The organism is Streptomyces sp. NPDC006235 (assembly GCF_040613735.1).
Taxonomy (GTDB): domain Bacteria; phylum Actinomycetota; class Actinomycetes; order Streptomycetales; family Streptomycetaceae; genus Streptomyces.
In genome coordinates, this window is record NZ_JBEXSR010000021.1 from 26,567 (window position 1) to 46,676 (window position 20,110).

General features: G+C 68.9%; 12 protein-coding genes and 3 pseudogenes. 6 read left to right on the plus strand and 9 right to left on the minus strand.

Annotated features, from left to right (window positions below; all coding sequences use genetic code 11):
• Positions 1-3 precede the first annotated feature (3 nt).
• The 4 genes and pseudogenes from ABZ192_RS23885 to ABZ192_RS23900 form a co-directional block, all read right to left on the minus strand.
• A pseudogene (locus ABZ192_RS23885) lies at positions 4-939 on the minus strand (IS481 family transposase); the annotation flags it as partial.
• A 192-nt stretch (positions 940-1,131) separates the two neighbouring features.
• Positions 1,132-1,335: a hypothetical protein gene (locus ABZ192_RS23890; RefSeq protein ID WP_356926481.1), complete on the minus strand. Its 204-nt coding sequence runs from the start codon at positions 1,333-1,335 to the stop codon at positions 1,132-1,134.
• 146 nt (positions 1,336-1,481) lie between these two features.
• A complete protein-coding gene (locus ABZ192_RS23895; RefSeq protein WP_356926482.1) occupies positions 1,482-1,652 on the minus strand; it encodes a hydrophobic protein in 171 nt (56 codons plus the stop codon).
• 329 nt (positions 1,653-1,981) lie between these two features.
• Positions 1,982-2,167, minus strand: a complete 186-nt coding sequence (locus ABZ192_RS23900; protein WP_356926483.1) for a hypothetical protein — start codon at positions 2,165-2,167, stop codon at positions 1,982-1,984.
• An 873-nt stretch (positions 2,168-3,040) separates the two neighbouring features.
• Here ABZ192_RS23900 and ABZ192_RS23905 point away from each other — a divergent pair.
• From ABZ192_RS23905 to ABZ192_RS23915, 3 genes are all read left to right on the plus strand, one after another.
• On the plus strand, positions 3,041-3,985 hold the full coding sequence (locus ABZ192_RS23905) for an alpha/beta fold hydrolase (RefSeq protein ID WP_356926484.1): 945 nt from the start codon (positions 3,041-3,043) through the stop codon (positions 3,983-3,985).
• A gap of 735 nt (positions 3,986-4,720) precedes the next feature.
• On the plus strand, positions 4,721-5,065 hold the full coding sequence (locus tag ABZ192_RS23910; protein WP_356926485.1) for a hypothetical protein: 345 nt from the start codon (positions 4,721-4,723) through the stop codon (positions 5,063-5,065).
• A gap of 766 nt (positions 5,066-5,831) precedes the next feature.
• Positions 5,832-6,869 carry an SCO1860 family LAETG-anchored protein gene (locus ABZ192_RS23915; RefSeq protein WP_356926486.1) on the plus strand — a complete coding sequence of 346 codons (1,038 nt, stop codon included), beginning with the start codon at positions 5,832-5,834 and terminating at the stop codon, positions 6,867-6,869.
• Positions 6,870-7,647: 778 nt separating this feature from the next.
• Here the strand turns inward: ABZ192_RS23915 and ABZ192_RS23920 are convergent.
• A complete protein-coding gene (locus ABZ192_RS23920) occupies positions 7,648-9,552 on the minus strand; it encodes a sensor domain-containing diguanylate cyclase (RefSeq protein ID WP_356926487.1) in 1,905 nt (634 codons plus the stop codon).
• A gap of 385 nt (positions 9,553-9,937) precedes the next feature.
• Between ABZ192_RS23920 and ABZ192_RS23925 the strand changes: the two genes are divergently transcribed.
• Positions 9,938-10,909, plus strand: a complete 972-nt coding sequence (locus ABZ192_RS23925; protein ID WP_356926488.1) for a hypothetical protein — start codon at positions 9,938-9,940, stop codon at positions 10,907-10,909.
• Positions 10,910-10,921: 12 nt separating this feature from the next.
• Here ABZ192_RS23925 and ABZ192_RS23930 read toward each other — a convergent pair whose 3' ends face one another.
• Positions 10,922-11,818 carry an IS982 family transposase gene (locus ABZ192_RS23930; RefSeq protein ID WP_356926489.1) on the minus strand — a complete coding sequence of 299 codons (897 nt, stop codon included), beginning with the start codon at positions 11,816-11,818 and terminating at the stop codon, positions 10,922-10,924.
• Between the two features lie 105 nt (positions 11,819-11,923).
• On the opposite strand from ABZ192_RS23930, the pseudogene ABZ192_RS23935 reads away from it, so the two are divergent.
• Positions 11,924-12,796: pseudogene (locus ABZ192_RS23935) on the plus strand (IS5 family transposase).
• A 927-nt stretch (positions 12,797-13,723) separates the two neighbouring features.
• On the opposite strand, the pseudogene ABZ192_RS23940 reads toward ABZ192_RS23935, so the two are convergent.
• Both ABZ192_RS23940 and ABZ192_RS23945 read right to left on the minus strand, forming a co-directional pair.
• A pseudogene (locus ABZ192_RS23940) lies at positions 13,724-15,849 on the minus strand (germacradienol/geosmin synthase).
• 68 nt (positions 15,850-15,917) lie between these two features.
• On the minus strand, positions 15,918-17,330 hold the full coding sequence (locus tag ABZ192_RS23945; protein WP_356926490.1) for a family 2B encapsulin nanocompartment shell protein: 1,413 nt from the start codon (positions 17,328-17,330) through the stop codon (positions 15,918-15,920).
• A gap of 448 nt (positions 17,331-17,778) precedes the next feature.
• On the opposite strand from ABZ192_RS23945, the gene ABZ192_RS23950 reads away from it, so the two are divergent.
• Positions 17,779-18,099: a hypothetical protein gene (locus tag ABZ192_RS23950; RefSeq protein WP_356926491.1), complete on the plus strand. Its 321-nt coding sequence runs from the start codon at positions 17,779-17,781 to the stop codon at positions 18,097-18,099.
• Here ABZ192_RS23950 and ABZ192_RS23955 read toward each other — a convergent pair.
• The coding region (locus ABZ192_RS23955; RefSeq protein ID WP_356926492.1) for a WD40 repeat domain-containing protein at positions 18,092-20,110 on the minus strand (2,019 nt) is incomplete at its 5' end. The genes ABZ192_RS23950 and ABZ192_RS23955 overlap by 8 nt on opposite strands.

The window sequence follows — 20,110 nt, forward strand, 5'->3', positions numbered from 1 at the left end:
GGGGTTGTTCACGCGGGTGATCGGTGGCTGGCCGCCGAGTGCGGTGTGGCTGCGGTGGTGGTTGTAGGTGTGCAGGAAGTCTGCCAGGGCGTCGGTGCGTTCGGTGTTGCTGGTGTAGGGCCGCAGGTAGGCCCATTCGTCGAGCAGGGTGCGGTTGAAGCGTTCGACCTTGCCGTTGGTCTGCGGCCGGTAGGCACGGGTGAGCTTGCCGGCCGCGCCGATGTCGGCCAGGGCATCGCGCCAGGCGAAGCTCTTGCGGTAGGGCCAGGCGTTGTCGGTCAGGACCCGCTCGATGCGGTCGATACCGTGCGTGGTGAAGAAGGCCGCCGCCCTGCGCAAGAAGCCGGCGCAGGTCGCGGCCTTCTCGTCGCTGTGGATCTCGCTGTAGGCGAGGCGAGAGTGGTCGTCGACGGCGGAGTGGATGTAGTCGAAGCCCATGTTGCTGCGGCTGGCGCGGCCGGCCTGGCGGCCCAGCACCTTGTGGCCGCCGCCGTCGGGGATCCGGCCGAGCTTCTTGACGTCGACGTGGATGAGTTCGCCGGGCCGGTGGCGTTCGTAGCGGCGGATGACCTGGCCGGTGGGCCGGTCCAGGAACGCCAGGCGGTTGAGGCCGTGGCGGGCCAGTATCCGGTGCACGGTGGAGACGGGCAGGCCCAGGATCGGCCCGAGACGTGCGGGCCCGAGTTTGCGTTCCTGGCGCAGGCGGCAGACACGGGCCTCCACCGCTGCTGCGGTGCGGTGGGGTGTGGTGCATGGACGGCTGGGCCGGTCATGCAGTCCCTGTTCGCCCTCGTCCCGCCAGCGGCGGATCCACTTGTGGGCGGTGACACGCGAGATGCCCATTTCCGCTGCGACATGCGCGATCGGGCGGCCGGTGCGGACACGCTCGACCAGCAGTCGCCTGCCGTGAACGGTCAGCCGGGCATTACGGTGGGACACGAAGACCTCCGTGCGGTGCAGTCCTAGACAGCTCCACCACACCGGAGGTCTTCGCCATGATCAAGCCCGGCGAGTGTCAACAACGCTCGTGATCAATACAACTAGGCCTCATAGCTGGGGCCCGGTGAAGCAGCGGAACCTGCGCCTCCATCCATCGGCCCCAGCCCTCTCCTGTCGGCCTCCCTATAGCCCCTATGGCGCAGTGCGGCCGGCGATGTTCCCGCCGGGGTCATCGGCCAGCGCGATCAGCGCCGTGACGCGTTTGCCGACCGGTTCGCGGTGGACTTCATAGCCCTGGCTGACGGCGAGGGTGATCTCCAGGCCGTGCCGGCCCACGCACTGCGGGTCGGTGGCAGCAACGTCCGGCAGAACCGGGTCGCTGTCCCACACCGACACACGTACGCACCGCCGACGATCTGCAGATCCAGCACGAGCGGCCCAGGCGCGTACTTTTTTCACGGGTTTGATGCCCTGGTGTCGGATATGTCTGCGGGCCCCGGGTGTACCCGGGGCCCGCAGTGTGGCGCGTTGCCGCTTGATGGCTACCAGCGATACCAGCGGCCCTTGCGGCCGCTGGTATTCGCCGTCCGCACGACGAAGCCCAGCAGCCAGACCACCAGCACGATCACGGCGATCCACCACAGTGCCTTCAGCGCGAAACCCGCACCGAAAAGGATCAGGGCCAGCAGTAGAACCAGAAGCAGGGGAACCATAGTTATCAACCTCCGACGCTCCGGATGCCCGGCCAATCGAAGAACACACGGCCGATTTCCCTGGTTTCTTCACCGCTCTTGCGGACACTCGACGCACTTTCACCACCGCACACCTACCCTTTGCGCTCTCGTGGGAGGCTCGACACCACGCCGACGGCCCGCTGCCTCACGGACCGGGATGATGCCCCTGCATCCGTTGTGGGTGGCAGCCGGGCCGGGACCGGCCACGGCACACCTCGCGCCCGGTCGGGCAGGGCGACAGGGCAGCCAAGTCCGAGGCGTTGGCGCCGGCCCAGTAGCGGGCCGTGACCCGCACGAGCCGGAGCAGTTCATGTGGCTCCCCACCTGTCGTCGACCTGGCAAGCGGCCTGGGCGCGGCGCACCGCATCGGCCTTCTCCTCGTTGAGGGCGATCACAGCGTTCGCGTTGAGGGCGCGTTCGAACCGCTGGCGTTGCCCTGTCCGGCCGCTGGGGTGCGGCCGACGCTGGAAGAAACCTGCGACCGGCTCCTTCACGACCTCTGGCACCCCGACAACCACGACGACGCCGCGCTACTGATCGCCCGCGCACGCCCCTTCACACTGGGCCGAGGGGGCCTGACCAACCCAGGCAACGCGGGCCACACGCCAGCCTGCCCTGCGCCGTTTTTCCGCGAGGCAGTACCTCTCACGCCATGCCGAGCGGTCCCGTGTGACACATCGGCACCGCGATGCGCTGGAGAAGGTGACCCGATCATGAGGGTCGAGGAGTCCGCCCTCTTCGGAGGGGGCTGCGAGCTCCGACGTGCAGGGGCAGGCTGGTTCCCCCCGTGACGGGTCTGCCCCTGCTCGCGAATTGGAGGTCGCCGACGTGCCCCCGCGGTGTCGAGGGCATCCGAAGCGGTCCCGGCGGGCCGGCACCACGCTAGGGCCGGGCCGGAGCGAGCGGCGGCCCGGCGTGCGGGCCACGCGCGGCGGTTGCCGGCTCGTCCAGCAGCGGGAAGGGCCAGCTCTGGGCGGCGCGGGCCTTGGTCAGGCCGTCGCGAAGAATCGTAACCGCAGGCTCCCAGCCGCAGTACCGTCTGGGCGACTGCCGACGGCTCCTTCACGGGCTGTCCGTCGAGGCGGAGGCCAGGGCGTGCCACCGGTCCTGGGCCAGCAGCGGCTCAGCGGCCGCTTCGGTGCCGAAGCAGTCCTCGTTGCGCCCACTTCCTTGTTCTCGGAGGTGAGGGTAACCCTGGTGGGTGGCTGGGGTGGCCGGCGGTCATCGCGACACGCAGGATGAACAGCGAGGCCTGCGGACGTAGCCTGGCCCGCGCCTGGACAGACCTGACCGGCCAGCGTGCTGCGTGTGCCGGTGCAGCAGTGCAGCTTGCGCGCCGTCACCCCGAGTTTTGAGGACTGCCTGCCATGGTTGATGTCCCCGCCGCGCAGCCCGCTCCCGCCAGCCCGGCCAATGCGCTGGAGGCCTGTGACCGGCGGAGCTCACCCGGCGTCCGACCGGTCACCGTCGATGCGGGCGGCATCATCCTGTCCGGCCTGCTGAGCGAGCCCCCACAGACGGCTCCACGCGCGGTAATCATTGCCCTGCACGGTGGCGGTATGAACGCGGGCTATTTCGACGGTCAAGCGCACCCGGACGGGTCGTTGCTGACTCTTGGCGCGCGCCTGGGATACACGGTGCTGGCGCTGGACCGCCCCGGCTACGGGGCCTCGGCCGCCCGCCTGCCCGCAGGACAACGGCTGACCGCCCAAGCGGCCACCGTGCGCTGCGCCGTGAAGGCATTCACGGCACGCCATGCACCCGGTGCCGGCACGTTCCTCTTGGCGCACTCCTTCGGGGCCAAGGTGGCCTTCGCGGCCGCCGCCGACTGGGACACGCCGGACTTGCTGGGCATGGACGTCTCCGGGTGCGGGCGCCGACTGGCCGTCAACACCGGTTTCAACGGGTGCGACCGTGGGGGCAGCCTGCGGCGGCTGAACTGGGGACCACTACACCTCTATCCGCCGCACACGTTCTGGGCGAGCCAGCAGGTCATCGCGCCCATGCCTGCACGCGAGGTGAACACCGTCGCCGGCTGGATACGCCTGTCGGCGGCCATCCTGCCGCGCATCCGCGTCCCCGTCCGGCTCACCTTCGCCGAACACGAGGCCTGGTGGCACCACGGCGATGAGGACATCACCGACCTGCGCGCGCGGCTGTCCGCCGCACCACGGATCGTCATCGACCGCCTGCCGGAGGCCGGCCACAACATCAGCCTCGGCTGGGCCGCCCGCGCCTACCACCTCAAAGCCCTGGCGTTCGCCGAAGAGTGCCTCGCCACCGCGCGGCAGGCAGCACCCCGGGGCCTCTGACCCTGGTCGCCGCAGTGCCCTCACGGGCAGATACGCAGCCGGGGGCGCTGCCGGCGGTGGCGGTGCGCGCTGCCTCGGGCAAGGCGGCTTGCCGTCCAGTGGGCTGCGCCCACGACCGACGTCAGAGCAGGGTGCGGTGAAACGAGCTGATCAGCTGCTCAAGCGACAACTGGGGCATACGGAGTGGCGGCGGCTGGCCGCGGACGTCCCACGGTTACGGTCCGGACGTGGCAGTTCCGATGCGCCCTAGCAGAAGCGCGCACAGACCTCACCTGATGGCCGTCACCCGGGCTGACAGGACTCTGCCCAGCCTGTCACCCACTTCAGTGCCAAGAGAGGCATGAACACGAACTTCCTCCTCATGATGCTGTGTGCTGTCATCGCTGCCGCCGGAATGCCGGCACTGCTGCAAGTGCTCAGATCGCGCCGGGATCCGGCCGGGCGGCGGGGCAGCGGCTCCAGCCAATGCCGCCATGCCCGGCGCCCTGAAGCGTCCATCGGGACCCAGGCCAGACGTGGCGCCAGGCGCAAGAAGCGCTGCGCGGGGCGGCACAGACAGGCGCGCTGAGCAAAACGGCAGCGCTCGCATATAGGGCAACTGTTGGCACGAGGCCAGTGGGAGCTGATGGTGACCAGGGAAAGGGGCGGCCAGGCGGGTGGTTATCAGAGGCGACCGTCTTGGCCATGGGGTGTGTCCGTGGCCTTGCGCGCCGCCCTGCTGTAACCGTGATGGTCATGGGGAGATACGACGGGCCGGCGCGGGTGATCGCCGATGGAAGACCTTACGAGGTGATCGCTCAGCTGGTGTCCTTCACGGAGTACAAGCTACTGGTTACCGACCCCTTTGACGGCCAACCCATGTACGGCACCGAGCCGAGATGGATCGGCACCATCGACGCCAGGAACGCAGCCGACGCATGGAGCGTTAGTCAGGCCAACGATCTGGTCATCCGCACGGAGGAGGGACGGGAGGGCCGCTTCACCGTCACCAGGGGCGGCGACCTCTCCTCAAGCGAGCTGATGATTGCTGGGTACGGGAGCTCCCCGTTCGATGACAACGCAGAGCCTGACCCCATGTAAGAAACACCAGGCACGCGGCTGTCCCTCCGGGGCCTTTGGCCCGGTCGCGTTTAACTGGTGGAGAGGCAGTATTCCGAGGGTGCGCTGTTCGGCGGTTGAAGCGTGAGGAACCGCGGGCGTTACTTCGGCCCTGCCGGAGGCGATTGCCGAGGTCGTCAACCTGCTTGCGGGGCGGCAGAGATTTGATCGCGCTGCCGGCATCCGGTGCGCTGGTCCCTCGGAAGAGGACCGGTGTCGTGCGTCGGCACAGCAGCAATTGGCGGCCACGGGACCGCCCGTAAGGGTTCACTGCGCCGACAGGCCCTGGTATGTCGCAGTGACGATGCCCCGTTTGGCCATTCTCAGAACCGTAGCGCCAACGCTCCGTTCGAGAAGGCCTCCCCTCATGCTGAACATGCTCACCACTCGCCGACGTATCACCGCGGCGATCGCCGGTGCGGTCGCGGCCGCGGCGGCCGAAGGTTCCGAGGTGACGACGGTTCCCTGACGACGCGGTCGACCAACTGCCCATGCAGAAAACGACGTTAGGGGCCAGGGCCGGTTGACGGTAACGAGTTACCAGGCCCAGAAGTTGCGCGGTAGGCAAGGAGTGGGTGAGGAAACCGCACGTTGGGGTGATCCCTGATCGGATTGTCGCACGATCGGCATCCGGGGGGCCATGATCTGCGGGTCGAGGCCGTCGGCCGACATGCTGCTGCGAGCACCGTAGCGCCGACGGTTCCATGTCTTTGTGGGAGTTTCTCAGTTGTACAGGAATGTCTTCAGCATGCCCGCACGCCCAGCCGCTCTCTTGAGCGTTTCGGCTCTGGCGATCGGCGGCGCACTGGTCGCCGGCCCGGTCTATGCGGTACCCGCCGGCGAACACTCCGGCTCCACCGGCAAGGCGGCCGCCGTCGCGGCGCGCGCCGACCTCAGGGTCTCCGTGGAGGGTGCCGGCGACGTTCCGGTGAAGAAGTCGCTCAATGATCTGAGCGCGCCCGGGGACGCGCAGCAGACGCTGCTCACCGCCGCGGTGAACGGTGTGAACAAGGGGCAGCCCACCACGCTGGTCAAGGCCAAGGTCGCGCATTCCAGCGTCAAGGCGGACGGGCACCGGTCGGTGGGCCACGCCAAACTCGTCGGCGTACAGGCCTACGCACCCGGCCTGCCCGACATGCCGCTGCTGGCCGCCGACCTTCTGAAGGCCACGGCCTCCTGCGAGACGGGCAAGAAGCCGACCGCGAAGGCCGCGCTGGCGGACAACGTGACCGTCCTCGGCAAGCCCGTCCCCGTGAAGGGGCCCGGCGACCAGCACGTCGAGGTGCCGGGCGTCGGCACCGTCGACCTCGTCCTGGAGAATGCGACCACGACGGACGGCACGGGGGCCGCCACCGCGCTTCGGCTGAAGTACACAGTGACTCCGGCCAAGCTGGGCGTGGTGAAGGCATCCGGAGAGATCGTGCTCGCCGAGGCCACCTGCGCGATGCCGGGCGCCTCCGGCGCCGACCATGACGGTTCGGACGGTAACGGTGCGGACGGTAGCGGTGCGAGCGGTGACGGATCCGGCAGTGGGAGGGCGGAGGGCGGCTCGTCAGACGGCCAGTCCTCTACCGAGTCCGCCGGCTCGAAGAGTGCCGAGGGCGCCGAGAGCTCTGTCGTCCCGGGCAATCAGCCCAACACCCAGACCGGCGACGACGGCTTGAACCTCGCTGAGACCGGCGGCAACTCCGCCACACCCGTCATCGCTGGCGTGGGCGGGGCGCTCATCCTGGGTGGCGCCGCGGCCGTGTACCTGATGCGTCGACGCCGCACCACTCAAAACTGACGCGGGACCGGTCGCGGGCGGCGCTCCCGCTCGGGGCCGTGGCCGGACCTCGTTGAAGCCCATCGCCGCCCGGACCTGCGGCTGCTATGAGGAAGGCGTACTGCACGGGCGCCACCTGATACCTGGCCACCCACCCGGACCCGACGACCCTGGCCGCCCTCCTCGACCGCATCCGCACGGAGGCGGGGGTGGAGCCGGTAGGCAAGACGCCGCCGGGTGGGGAGGCGGCGGTACGCCGCGGCCGAGGACGCCGACTACCTGCTCCCATCGACCACATCGGCCGGGGAGGAGACGTTCCCGTCGCGAGGGCCGGAGCCGTCGAAGTGCTGACGGGCAAACCGGTCGAGGGCGGCACGGTCACCGTGCCGCCGGGCCAGGCGGTGGCCGTACGTTCGGTTGGGCGTCGATGGGTGGGCAGCCGAACGGCAGCAGGTGGGGCTTTCAGACGCCTATCGCGAGGGGCGGTCGGGGCTGCCTCGGCTTCGCGGCGGGGGCGGGCTGGGCGGCGGGTCGTGAGGGTGATGAAGGCCCCCCTGGATGTGGGGCTTCGACGTGGCACACCAGACGTAGAGACCGGGACCATGCAGGCACACGGCTGGGCCCACGCCGCACAGCGAGCGTATGAGTGGTCCGCGAGCGTGATCGCGGCATGCTCCGCTTGCCGACCGGCTCCCGGTGCACCTCGGAGCTCTGCCTCACGGCCCGTGGCAATGTCCGGTCCCTGCTGGCCAATCAGGCTCGGATCAGGGATTTCGGGTACCGGCCCGGCAGCACGGGGTCACTGCCCCAGGCCGTGCGCAGCCGGTTCGTCTGACGCCTGGAGGGCAGTGGCCGTCTGATGGGCCTCGGGTGACGGACTGTTGCGGGGTTGGCGGGGCTGGGGGAGGTGCATGCGGATGCGGCCTTTGCCTGCTCTCTTGGCCTCGTACATGGCTTCATCGGCTTGGCGGAGCAGTTCGTCCGGTGTGACGCCCGGGAGGGCCAGTGTCATGCCGATGGAGGCCGAGACGAGTGCCTCTTTGCCTGCGATCTGGTATGGCTGCGTCAGGGCAGACAGGATGCGTTCGGCGACGTCTTGGGTACGTGAGGGGTGCGTCCCGGCCTCTCCCTCCAGGAGGGCTGCGAACTCGTCACCACTGAGGCGGGCCACGGTGTCTTCAGCCCGTACGGATGCCTGGAGCCGACGTGCGGCGTGAATAAGGAGAGCGTCGCCCACCGCGTGTCCGGCCGAGTCGTTGACAGCCTTGAAGCCGTCCAGGTCCATGAAGAGCACTGTGGGCGGGGCTGTGCGAGTGGTTCGCTTGCGCAGGGCATGCGCGACTCGGTCGGCGAACAGGGCCCGGTTGGGCAGTCCGGTGAGCGCGTCGTGGAAGGCCAAGTGCTCGAGTTGTTCCTGCTGGGCGACCCGGTCGGTCACATCGCGACTGCTGAAAATCATTCCCTCGGTGTGGTGGCTGACCGTCGACTCGACGTGGCACCAACGTCCGTCGGCGTGGCGGACCCGGCAGGACACGCGGCGGCCCGGACCGCGGATGCCTGATGCGGCTTCCTGCCGAAGTGTCTCGACCGCTTGCATCAGCGGCGTCAGGTCATCGGGGTGGCAGTACAGGGGCATACGGGCACCCAGCAGGTCCTCAGGCCGGTAGCCGAAGACGTGGTGGGCGGCAGGACTGACGTAGAGCACGCGGCCCTCCAGGCTGACGATGGTGATCACGTCCCGAGTGCCGTCGACCAGGGCGCGGTAGAGGGCTTCCCGGGTGGTGGCTTCGCGAGTGATGTGAAGATGGTCGGCGTGGATGACGCCCTGCCGGATACCGAGCGCGATAGGCAGCAAACCCGCCAGGACCAGCAGAACCATGTCGGTGCGGCCTCCGACCATGGCGTGAGCTGTCAAGGCCAGGACGCAGATGGCCACGGGCACGAAAGCGGCCACGACCCCGACAACAGGCATGATGCGCTGGTCGACGTCCACGACGCTGGTGCCTCCGGCCAGCCATGGGGCCACGGTGATGAGGAGCAGGCCAGTGATCGAGCAGACCGCCGCGCAGGGAATGCCGTGCCAGGCGCCGGGGGCCGGCATGAGGATGCGCAGCATGTCGCTTGCGGACAACGCGACGAGGGCCAGGACACCCACCGTCGTCGCTGTGCGCTCAGGACGCTTCAGGGAGTAGCGCAGTGCCACCAGAAGTCCGAAGACCAGGACGTCCGTCACCACGCGTGCCAGATCCTGCAAGGACCCGAAGGCATCGCCGCTTTGGTCGGCACGATGCAGCAGCAGCACCCAGCCCAGTGTGAGCAGGGAGCCGGCGATCACCCATCCGTCCAGGACTCGCCGCAGCCAGATCAGCGTCGTGCCGCCGTCCGCCACCGCGACCACGAACCCGGCGATCGCCACCACCAGACACAGGGCGATCGCGGTTGCCGCCAGCAGCTGGAGGCCGAAGTGGCGGCCACCACTGAGCTCCCCTTGAAAGGAAGGGAGCTGACTGACCGTGAGGTGGTGAAAGCCACCCGCTGCCACAGAACCCGCAAAGAGTGCGAGGCGAAGACGCACCCTTCCGGCGGCCGTCCTGGCACGCCCAAGCAGAGACAGGGCGGCCAGACCATGCGCAGCCGGCACTCCGACGCCGACTGGAAGGAACAGCACCGCCGTCGCGCTCGCGCTCATCGCGGCGGCAAGCACGGATGCCAGCCCCAGAGTCTTGCCCCACCCACATGCTGCCCATGACCAGCCGATACGAACGGCGTGCAACGAGCCCCACCAACAGGCCTGTCCCGGCCTCATGCGAACCCCCGACGGTCATCGAGCCCCAAGAGGGCAGGCACACCGTGTTTGTACTGCTCGTGCCGGATAAGAGCGTAGAAGGACGTCCAGCGCCCATCCCCATGAGAAGCGGTAAGTTCACCTGAAAAACGGACGAGCTCCCAGAGGCTGACACCCTGCCAGTTGGAGGTCATCTGCAGAAGCTGTCTGATCACTCCGAGCCCTCTTGGCCGGTGCTCTCGCGAGCCACTACATAAAGAGCCGTAGTTCGACAAGCAGGTGGAGGAGTCCGCCCGAATCCCTCGTGTTCGGCATCGGCCGCATCCTGGCCGGCCCGGACCTGGACGGCGTCAAGCGCACCGACGCCACCTTCTGGCGCTCGGGCACTCGCGTCCTGCCGAAGGTGGAGGGCAAGGTCCGGCGCCGCTCCTACAAGCCCGGGTGGCGGCGCCTGTCCTTCCGTGTCGCGCTGGGGGCCGGCGTCTGGGAGACCGGCTACCTGGCCACCCAGGACCTGGACGCCACCGTGCGAGGCGCCCAGGAGCTGTGGGACAACCGGGAGCAGGCCCTCGCCGCGCTGGAGAGCGGCGGGATCGGCGGGGCCTGCGTCCTGACCGTCGGCACCGCGGCGTACATGGCGCTGACCCGAGAGCACCGGGAGCTGATGCGCGAGTGGGTCGTCCCGCTGCACGAAGCCATCCACCGGCCGCTCGGCCTGGCGGAGCAGACCGACCCGCGCCGCTACCTCCACATCCCGAAGAACTTCTCCGACGACGACGCGGAGATACGGATCGACCTGCCCAAGCACCTGGACTTCTCCCGCGACGTCGTCGCCGACCGCACCACGCAGAAACTCGCCCTGGAAGGCGTCACGTTCGACTGGCACCCCGAGGGCCGCAAGCCGTACGTGCGGGTGAAGAAGACCCGCAAGCCCCCGGCGAAGGCCCTCTTCAAGGACCCCAAGGTCCGCGAGCTGGTGGCCAAGGCCCCGGAGTCCGCGCCCATCATCGGCCTCGGCGCCGGCGGGCGGATCGTCTCCGTCGACCTGGACGCCGACTCCCCGCACATCCTGGTCAACGCCTCCACCGGCGGCGGCAAGTCGGCCACCCTGCGCTGCATCGCCTGCCAGATGCTCCACCACGGCTCGCTCGTGTACGTCCTCGACACCAAGCGCATCTCCCACCCATGGGCCCACGGCATCAACGGCGTCACCTACTGCCGCGACATCGCCGACATCCACGACCAGCTCATCGAGCTCGGACAGCTAGACGAGTAGTTCCGAAGTGGCTCAGTGGTCGTAGGCGATCAGTGACCTGGTGATGGGTGCGCCGATGGCTCGGTTGTGCCAGATCGCGCAGGTCATCGCCAGGATCCGCTGGGCCACCCGGACTGCGACGCCCTCGATGGTGCGGCCGCCGTGCTGTTCGAGGTCGAGCTGGCCCTTGAGGGTGTCGTTGACCGACTCGATCAGCTGCCGGACCGTCTTGAGCAGGGCTTCTGCGGGCTGTGGGGTGCCGCGGTTGCGGTAGGACGGCCGTAGCAGGCTGATGCCGCGAGCGGCGAGGAAACGGTCGAGTTCGGCGGCGATGTAGCCCTTGTCCGCAAGGATCATCAGCCCCGGCCGGGCAGCTGCCAGATGCGGTTCGTCGTCGATCAGCGAGGCCAGGACCTGCCGTTCGTCGACCTTGGGGTCGGCCAGGGCCCAGGTGACGGGCAGGCCTGCCGGGGTGCACACCAGATGCAGCTTCAGGCCCCAGTAGAAGCGGGAATGGGACCGGCAGTAGCCGTAATTGGCCCAGCCGGCCAGGTCGGAGCGTTTGACGGTCTCGCGGGAACGGGCGCACTCGACGGGAGTGGAGTCCACGATCCACACATCGTCCAGCCACAGGTCGGTGTCCGCGGCCAGCGACCGGATGGCCCGTTTGACCAGGGGCAGAGCGGCTCGCAGCCGCTTGTTGTAGGCCGGGCGCTGGGGCAGGTAGGGGAACATGCGGTGCAGGTGCGCGTGGGCGAAGCGCAGCCATCGGGCCTCGCAGTGGAAGCCCAGCACGGCCTGGGCCACCGCCAGGGTCACGAGCTCGGCATCAGTCAGCCGCGGCGGACGTCCACGCCACCGCGGGGTCTTCAAACGGTCATCGACATGCACGTACAGTGCCGTCAAGAGGGTGTCTAAATCGGTCGTCACAACCCGATGTTGGACACCCTCCCTCCGTTCGTGAACCCCGCAATCGGAACTACTCGTCTAGGGCCTGTTGCGAAAGTGGATCTTGTTAGTTGATGATCACGTCCTGTGGGACGTGGAGATCTGACGAATGGTCAGTGGGCCCGGCTTGAGCCCCTGCTGCCGACGGGCATCAAGCCGGGTCGGCCGCAGGTGTGGACGCGGCGGCAACTGATAGACGGCATACGGTGGCGGACCCGGACCGGTGCTTCCTGGCGGGACGTGCCCGAACGTTACGGGCCGTGGGACCGGGTCTATGACCTGTTCCGGCGCTGGCAGCGGGACGGCACCTGGGCGAGGATTTTCACCCAGCTCCAGGCCGAGGCGGACGCGAAGGGCCTGATTACCTGGGATGTCAACGTCGACTCCACTGTCTGCCGGGCCCACCAGCACGCCGCCGGAGCGGCGAAAAAGGGGACCTCCAGAAGGAACCACCCGGCGGGATCTTCGTCGAGCCGGCCGACCACGGCCTCGGACGCTCCCGCGGCGGACTGACCAGCAAAATCCACCTCGCGGTCGAGCAGGGGCAGAACACTTGTCCGTCGTGATCACGGCCGGGCACGGGGCGACTCCCCGCAGTTCGAGCCGGTCCTGGAAGCCATCCGGGTTCCCCGGCTGGGGTTCGGCAGGCCGCGCAAGCGCCCGGACCGGGTCCGGGCCGACAAGGCGTACGACTCGCGCAGCAATCGCTCCTACCTGCGCAGACGCGGGATCAAGGCCACCATCCCGGTTCCGGCGGACCAGGTCCGCAACCGCCTCAAGCGCGGATCGCGTGGCGGGCGGCCGCCAAAGTTCGACAAGGACGACTACAAGCAGCGGCACGCGGTCGAGTGCGGGACCAACCGGCTCAAGCGCCACCGGGCCGTCGCCACTCGGTACGACAAACTCTCCGTCCGCTACGAAGCGACCGTGCTGGTCGCAGCCATCAACGAGTGGCTGTGACCAGCACTTTCACAACAGGCCCTAGGGGACTGAACAGAAGAACTTGACGGGGAAGCTGGCGGAGGTCCTCTCCAAGACTGGGCTTGATGCCATGGGTCGCGATCCGCAGCCGCGAACGCAAGGCGGTGGTCAGGCCGTACTGCGGATTGCTGTTGTTGCAGACTCTGCGCTGGCGCGATGAGATCCGTGACCCCGCAGATCTCGCCCAGCCACGGACACGGACACCTCCGCAAAACCGGACCCGCCACCTACACCAGCCAAGGCATCCACTAACCCCTTGCCACCAGCAAGATTGGTTAGGTGGGTGTGGCTGTCGGCGGGTGAGCATGGCTGGGACCCGGCGCTCGAGTCGGGTGCTCCGGCTTCCTCGGGTCGTGGGCGGGCAGAGGCAACGCCGGTGGTCAGGGGCCGGCCCTGGCCGGGCTGCGAGGCAGACGAAAGTGTTCGCCAGTTCAACGGTGAGGCACCCCTACCGCAGTAGACCCGCACCAGCCCGGCGCGGTGGGGGCAGGCTGGCAGTCCGCAGGCCAGTAGCCGGCGGGCTTCGTCCCGGTCGATAGCGAGGCGGTCGCCTGCGCGGAGCGGCCGCCGTCGTGGCTCTGAACGGGGGACGTCTGGAGCCGATACCGAGCCGGCCGATTCACTCCGGCCTGACGGGGCGGCTGCGTCGGCCGCGTTCCTGCTCGGCCAGCGGATGCACCAAGCTGCGGCTCGCGCACCGAGCCTGCCGATGTCGGGTGCGGGTCCGTGCGCCTGGACGCCGTCGCTGACGGGTTCAACGGTTGTGCACACAAAGCGCTCGGCTGGGAAAACCCCCAGCCGAGCGCCTGCTTGAATTGCTCGCGACCTGATCAACACGACCACGCGTTGCGACGCTCCCTGGAAAGTGCCCTTCTTCCCCGGGGCGGGCCTTTTGCCTGCGTGTGGTCAGACGCCCAGTGCGCCCACCTGTGCCCGGGTCATCGCGGCGCCCAAGCCGCCCATGTCGCGACGTAGTTCGTCTTCGTCGTAGCGGCGGCAGCCGCGGTGCCACACGAGGATGCCGGACATCCAGTTCTGCAGTTCCAGGGCGTACCGCTCCAGGGCCGCGCGGGTCTCGCGCGGCAGGTCCAGGTCGTCGCACAGGGCTGGGATCTGCACGGCGAGGACGTGCTGGAACTCCCGCATCCGGCCGTCGATCAGGTCGTCGACGATCCGACGGGCCTGGTTTTGCGTGCAGTCCAGGAACCGCTGTACCACCAGCACCGCGTTGTGGATCTCGCCCTCGAACTCGATCTCCTTACGGAAGGAGAACACGTCGTTGATCAGGCCTGCCCAGTCCGCCGCCGAGTGCTCCAGCGCCTGCACCGGACGGGAGCGGTACACCTCCTCGGGGATGACGCCGCCGTGCCCGATGCGCGACAGGCTCATCGTGAGGTCGGCGCCGAAGGTCTTGCGGCGCATCTCGATGTAGTCCACGGGTTCGGGCACCCGGCGCTCCATCGCGTTGACCAGCTCCCACACCCACGAGCCGGTCATGTCGGTGATGGTCTGCCGGAAGGTGAGCCGCGCCTCCTGCGTCATCGGCGTGGCCGTGCGCACCCACAGGTCGTACAGAGAACGCTCCAGCGCCGTGCCCGGCAACCTGGGCGGCGCCCCCCGTCCAGCGGCATGAAGTCCGCCAGGCCGTCGGTGTAGCGCTTGGCCGCGGCCAGGTTGCCGGTGCGCCCGAAGATGAGCGGGTAGTAGTCGTCGCCGTACGTGCCCCAGGCCAGCCAGCCCGAGGTCAGGTCGAGGCCCTCGGGGGTGGCGTCCGGGTGGATGCCGGCCGCGCACAGCGGCAGGTCGGCCGCCCGCAGCTTCGCCTCGTCCCACACGCCCTCCGAGGTGATGCCGAACTCGTGGCACCAGGCGACGAGGTTCTCCCGGGAGGCGTCCAGGTGCGGGGAGCGCTTGGCCACGTACGGCATGAACGGCTCCGGCTCCGGCAGGCCCCCGGCGGGCTGCTGCACGTGCGCGAAGCTGCGCAGCCGCTGCGGCATGGTGTGCGCATACGACTTCGCCAGGCGGGCCGCGCTGGTGCCGAGGCCGGTGGGCCCGGTGGGCAGGCGGCATCCGGCGTCCGGACCTGGGCCTGACTCGCGCATGTAGCGGCTGGAACGACGGTGCCATTCGTGGCCGCCCGCCTGCCAGTTCTGCAACCCCTTGGCGTACGCGGCGATGCGCAGCTGCTCGCCGGGGGTGAGGCCGTGCTCGGCGCACAGCGGCGGCACCTCGGTGAGCGCGGTGTGCTCGAACTGGTGGAGGCGGGCGGTGAGCAGGTCGTTGACCTTCTCGGCGGCCTGCTGGGTGGTGCACTCCAGGAACGTCTCGAAGACGAGTACGCCGTTGGACAGCTCGCCCTCCTCCTCGACCTCCCGCTGGTAGGAGAAGAGGTCGTTGCGCAGGTGGACGGCGTCGGAGAAGGTGTCGCGCAGCACCAGCAGCGGCCGGGAGCCCGCCACCCGCGCGGGAACCTCGGCGTGCGCGGCGTACTCCACGAGACCGGCCGACCAGGGGGCGCCGCCGACCTTGCGGCGCATCTCGATGTACTCAAGCGGGTTGGAGACGCGGCCGATCTCGATGTTGGACAGCTCCCACATCGACTCGTCCAACAGCGCGGCCGTGGCTTCGGTGAAACGCTCCCGCCAGCCGTCGGTCATGACCGGCACGGTGCGACGCCACAGGTCTGCGAGTCCGGTCTCCACCGGGTTGCGCGGCTGAGGCATCGGGGCTGTGGGGTCGGCCGGCATGAACGCCCGCAGCCGCTGCAGGTGATCACGGGCGGCGGCGGTGTCCCGGGTGTACTTGTACTTCTCCAGGAAGTGGTCGTCGAAGAAGAAGACCCACACGTACCAGTCGGTGACGGTCGCCAGCCGCTCAGCGGAGGCGTCGGGGTGGGTGTAGGCGCACAGCAGGGCGTAGTCGTGCGCGTCGTACTCGGCGGTGTCCCAGATGCCCGAGCCCTCGAGCATGCTCATATCCCTGGCCCAGGCCCGCGCGTGGGTGCGGACCTCTTCCAGGTGGGGGCTCAGGCGGGCCGGCTACGGCTCGTAGAACGTGGGCAGCTCGAAGGGCTTGGCCATCCTGCGTCGTCCTCCGGTCAGCCGCGGCGGTGGTGGACGTCGACGTCCTCGAGGATGCCGAGCGCGTCCGGGACCAGCACCGCGGCCGAGTAGTAGGTGGACACCAGGTAGGAGATGACGGCCTTCTCGTCGATGCCCATAAAGCGGGCGGACAGGCCGGGCTCGATCTCGTCCGGGATGCCGGTCTGGTGCAGTCCGATGACGCCCTGGTCGTCCTCGCCCAGACGCATCGCGATGACCGAAGAGGTGCCCTGCTTGGAGACCGGGATCTTGTTGCACGGCAGGATCGGCACACCGCGCCAGGCCGGCACGGACTGGCCGTTGAAGTCGGCGTTGCCCGGGTACAGTCCGCGGTGGTTCAGCTCACGGCCGATGGCGGCGATCGCCTTCGGGTGGGCGAGCATCACGCGGGTGCTGCGGCGGCGCGACAGCAACTCGTCCAGGTCGTCGGGGCCGGGCGGGCCGGAGTGGGTGCGGATGCGCTGCTTGTAGTCGGCGTTGTGCAGCAAACCGAACTCGCGGTTGTTGACGAGCTCGTACTCCTGGCGCTCGCGCAGCGCCTCGACCGTGAGCCGCAGCTGCTCCTCGGTCTGGTTCATCGGCTTGTTGTACAGGTCGGCGACGCGGGTGTGCACCCGCAGCACGGTCTGCGCGACCGACAGCTCGTACTCGCGCGGCTTGAGGTCGTAGTCGACGAAGGTGCCGGGCAGGGCAGGCTCGCCGACGTGACCGGAGGCCAGGGCGATGTCCGCCTCGCCCTGCTTGTTCTGCTCCTGGGTGGACAGGGCGCGGAAGGCGGTGACGTGGTCGCGGAGCGAGGGAGTGCGTTCCAGGAGCCGCTCGAAGTCGTCGCGGTGCAGTTGCAGCAGGGTGCCGGAGGTCAGCGCGGTGGCGGTGGCGTCCCATGTGGCGGGCTCGCCGAGGAGGGCCTGCTCGCCGAAGCGGTCGCCGTCGGCGACGGTCTCGACGATGGTGTCCTCGTCGTACTTGCCGGCGCGGGTGCGGCGGACGCGGCCGTGGGCTATGAGGCGCACGTGCTGGACGTCTTCGCCCTCGCGGGCCAGGACCTCGCCGGCCTCGAAGTCGTGCTGGGTGAAGGAGTCGGCCAGCGCGGTCAGGGCCGCCGTGTCCTCGAAGCCGCGGAAGATGCCGAGCTCGCCGAGCTCCGGGGGCAGCACGCGGACGTTCGCGCCGGTCTGGTCGAATTCGATGCGGCCGTCGCCGACCGAGTAGGTCAGGCGGCGGTTGACGCGGTAGACGCCGCCCTCGGTCTGCACCCACGGGAGGACCTTGAGGAGCCAGCGCGAGGTGATGCCCTGCATCTGAGGGGCGGACTTGGTGGTCGTCGCGAGATTCCGCGCGGCGGCGGTGCTGAGGGACTGCTGAGGCTGCTCAGCCGCTTCGGCCCGAGGCTGCGGCAGGGTGGTCATGCGTGTCCTCCGGTGCGCGTGCGGGCGGCCAGACGCCGCCTGTCGGTACGTCAAGCTAACCGGCGTCAACTCGGCCTATAACTTGGTGGGTTCGATCCATTACACGCCGTACACGCCCTCACCACCTCGGCGCCACCTTCGGGGAGCCCTGGCCGGGCAAGCCGCCCGGGGGCGCCCCCGGAGGCGGCCCAGCGGCCTCTCGACATCGCCGTCGGACCTCCTCGGCAGGGCGGCGAAGACGGGAACGAACTACCACCGCCCGTGGTCAGCCCTGGATGTCCGGCAGCCCTTTCCTCCCGTTCACCCGATGAACTGTGTGTGCGGTTGTCCGGGAGAGCTGCTCACGCATAGGTCGGAAGAAGTCCTTCCGGCGCGCCTTCGGGGACCGGTCCGGCGGGCCCCCTCTGCACGGTGGCCCATCGACGGGCGGCGCTCGACGAAGTCATGTGTGCGCGGAGCTGTCATCGGCACCACGTACACCTGGCACGGCGCACCCGACGGCGTCCTGCTTCGCCGACGGCACGGGCTGGATCTACGGTCTCGAACGCGTCCTGGGGAGCCCGGGCCGGCCTCGCCGCCGAAGCGATCGTGTGCGCCCAGCTGCTCCAGACCGTGCTGGGACGAGATCGAGGTCCTCTGGCTCGCCGGCGAACTCGCTGACGACGAGTTCGAGGACCACTTCATCGACGACGTCATCGTCGAGGGCATCGGCGAAGGCACTGACGGCTGGCAGAACCCCGGAGCCTCCTACGCCGTCGAACTCAGGTAACAGCCTGTCCAGGCGGCAGTTCGGTGATGTCTGCGGCAGTAGACGAGACCTGCGGCAGAGTTCGCGCGGCTCTAGGCCGGCCAATATCGGTGGGATCCAATGTCACACTGTCGCCTGCCCCACCCTGAGTTGAACGGCGCTTAAGCAGTGCAATATCGCGTCTCACTGCCACGACAAGGCCCTCAGCGCCGGAGAACACCAGGTCTTCCAAGTCTGGAAGGGCGAACTGCTGCATGGATTCACATGCTCGAATATCTCCCACGTACATCACGGTGCCGCTGCCGATGAAGAAGCTGGTGCCGATGGCAGCGATGAGGCGGCCGTCGACAACCGTGCACGCCAGCGCCTGCACGGGGGCGTTGAGGCTGAAGGGTTCGCCAAGCAGCTCTCGGCTGGCCAAATCCCACACATACGCCCCGCCCTGGCCGCCGGAGCCGGAGCCGGAGCCGTAGCCGGTGCCGATGCCGATGACAGCGATGGGGCGGCCGTGGAGGACCGTGCACGCCAGCGCCTGCACGTAGCCATTGAGCTTGAGCGGTTTGTCCAGGAGTTGTCGGCTGGCCAGGTCCCACACATGCACCCTGCCCTTAGGGCGGGTGCGGGTGCCGGTGCCGGCGCCGATGACGGCGATGGGACGGCCGTGGAGTTCCGTGCACGCCAGCGCCTGCACGGGGGCGTTGAGGCTGAGGGGATTGTCCAGGAATTGTCGGCTGGCCAGGTCCCACATGTACACGGTGGTGTCGGTGTTGATACCGGTGCTGATGACGGCGATGGGACGGCCGTGGAGTTCCGTGCACGCCAGCGCCTGCACGGGGGCGTTGAGGCTGAGGGGATTGTCCAGGAGTTGTCGGCTGGCCAGGTCCCACACATGCACCCTGCCCTTAGTGCGGGTGCCGGTGCCGGTGCTGATGACGGCGATGGGGCGGCCGTGGAGTTCCGTGCACGCCAGCGCCTGCACGTCGGCGTTGAGCTTGAGAGGCTCGCCCAGGGGATGCCCGCTGGTCAAGTCCAACACATACACCCAGTCCTGGGCGCCGGTGTCGGTGTCGGTGGCGATGACGGCGACGGTGCGCCCGTCGAGGACCGTGCACGCCAGCTCCGTGAACAGGCTGTCTCTAAAGCTTGTATTCAGCCCGGTAGTCGCGAAGTTGTCCATCACGTTCCAGGCACGCACATGGCCGCCTGATTCAAGGGTCACAGTGACTATGCGGCCGTCGAGGACGGTGCACGCCAGCGCTTGCACGCGGGAGTTAAGGCTGAGGGGTTCCCTCAGCAGCTCTCGACTGGCCAGGTCCCACACATACACTCCGCCCTGGGCGTCGGCGCCGTAGCCGTAGCCGTAGCCGTAGCCGGTGCCAATGACGGCGATGGGGCGGCCGTCGAGGACCGTGCACGCCAGCGCCTGCACGGAGTGATTGGAGTTGAGGGGTTCGCCCAGCACCTCACGGCTGGCCAGGTCCCACACATACACCCCGCCCTGGGCGTCGGCGCCGTAGCGGTAGCCGGTGCCGATGACGGCGATGGGCTGGCCGTGGAGTTCCGTGCACGCCAGCGCCTGCACGGGGGCGTTGAGCTTGAGAGGGTCGCCCAGGAGTTGTCGGCTGGCCAGGTCCCACACATGCACCCTGCCCTTCGTGCCGATGACGGCGATGGGGCGGCCATCCACGGCCGTGCACGCCAGCGCCTGCCCGGGGGCGTTGAGCTTGAGAGGTCCGCCAAGCAGCAGTCGGCTGGCCAGGTCCCACACATACGCCCCGCCCTGGGCGCCGGAGCCGTAGCCGGTGCCGATGACGGCGATGGGCTGGCCGTGGAGGACCGTGCACGCCAGCGCCTGCACGGGGGCGTTGAGCTTGAGAGGGTCGCCCAGGAGATGCCCGCTGGCCAGGACCCACACATACACCCCGCCCTGGGCGTCGGCGCCGGAGCCGTAGCCGGTGCCGATGACGGCGATGGGCTGGCCGTGGAGGACCGTGCACGCCAGCGCCTGCACGGGGGCGTTGAGCTTGAGAGG

Coding starts and splice junctions, on each gene's coding strand:
- ABZ192_RS23895 (WP_356926482.1), bottom strand. CDS start 1,652: ATGGTTCCCCTGCTTCTGGTTCTACTGCTGGCCCTGATCCTTTTCGGT.
- ABZ192_RS23905 (WP_356926484.1), top strand. CDS start 3,041: ATGGTTGATGTCCCCGCCGCGCAGCCCGCTCCCGCCAGCCCGGCCAAT.
- ABZ192_RS23910 (WP_356926485.1), top strand. CDS start 4,721: ATGGGGAGATACGACGGGCCGGCGCGGGTGATCGCCGATGGAAGACCT.
- ABZ192_RS23915 (WP_356926486.1), top strand. CDS start 5,832: ATGCCCGCACGCCCAGCCGCTCTCTTGAGCGTTTCGGCTCTGGCGATC.
- ABZ192_RS23945 (WP_356926490.1), bottom strand. CDS start 17,330: ATGACCACCCTGCCGCAGCCTCGGGCCGAAGCGGCTGAGCAGCCTCAG.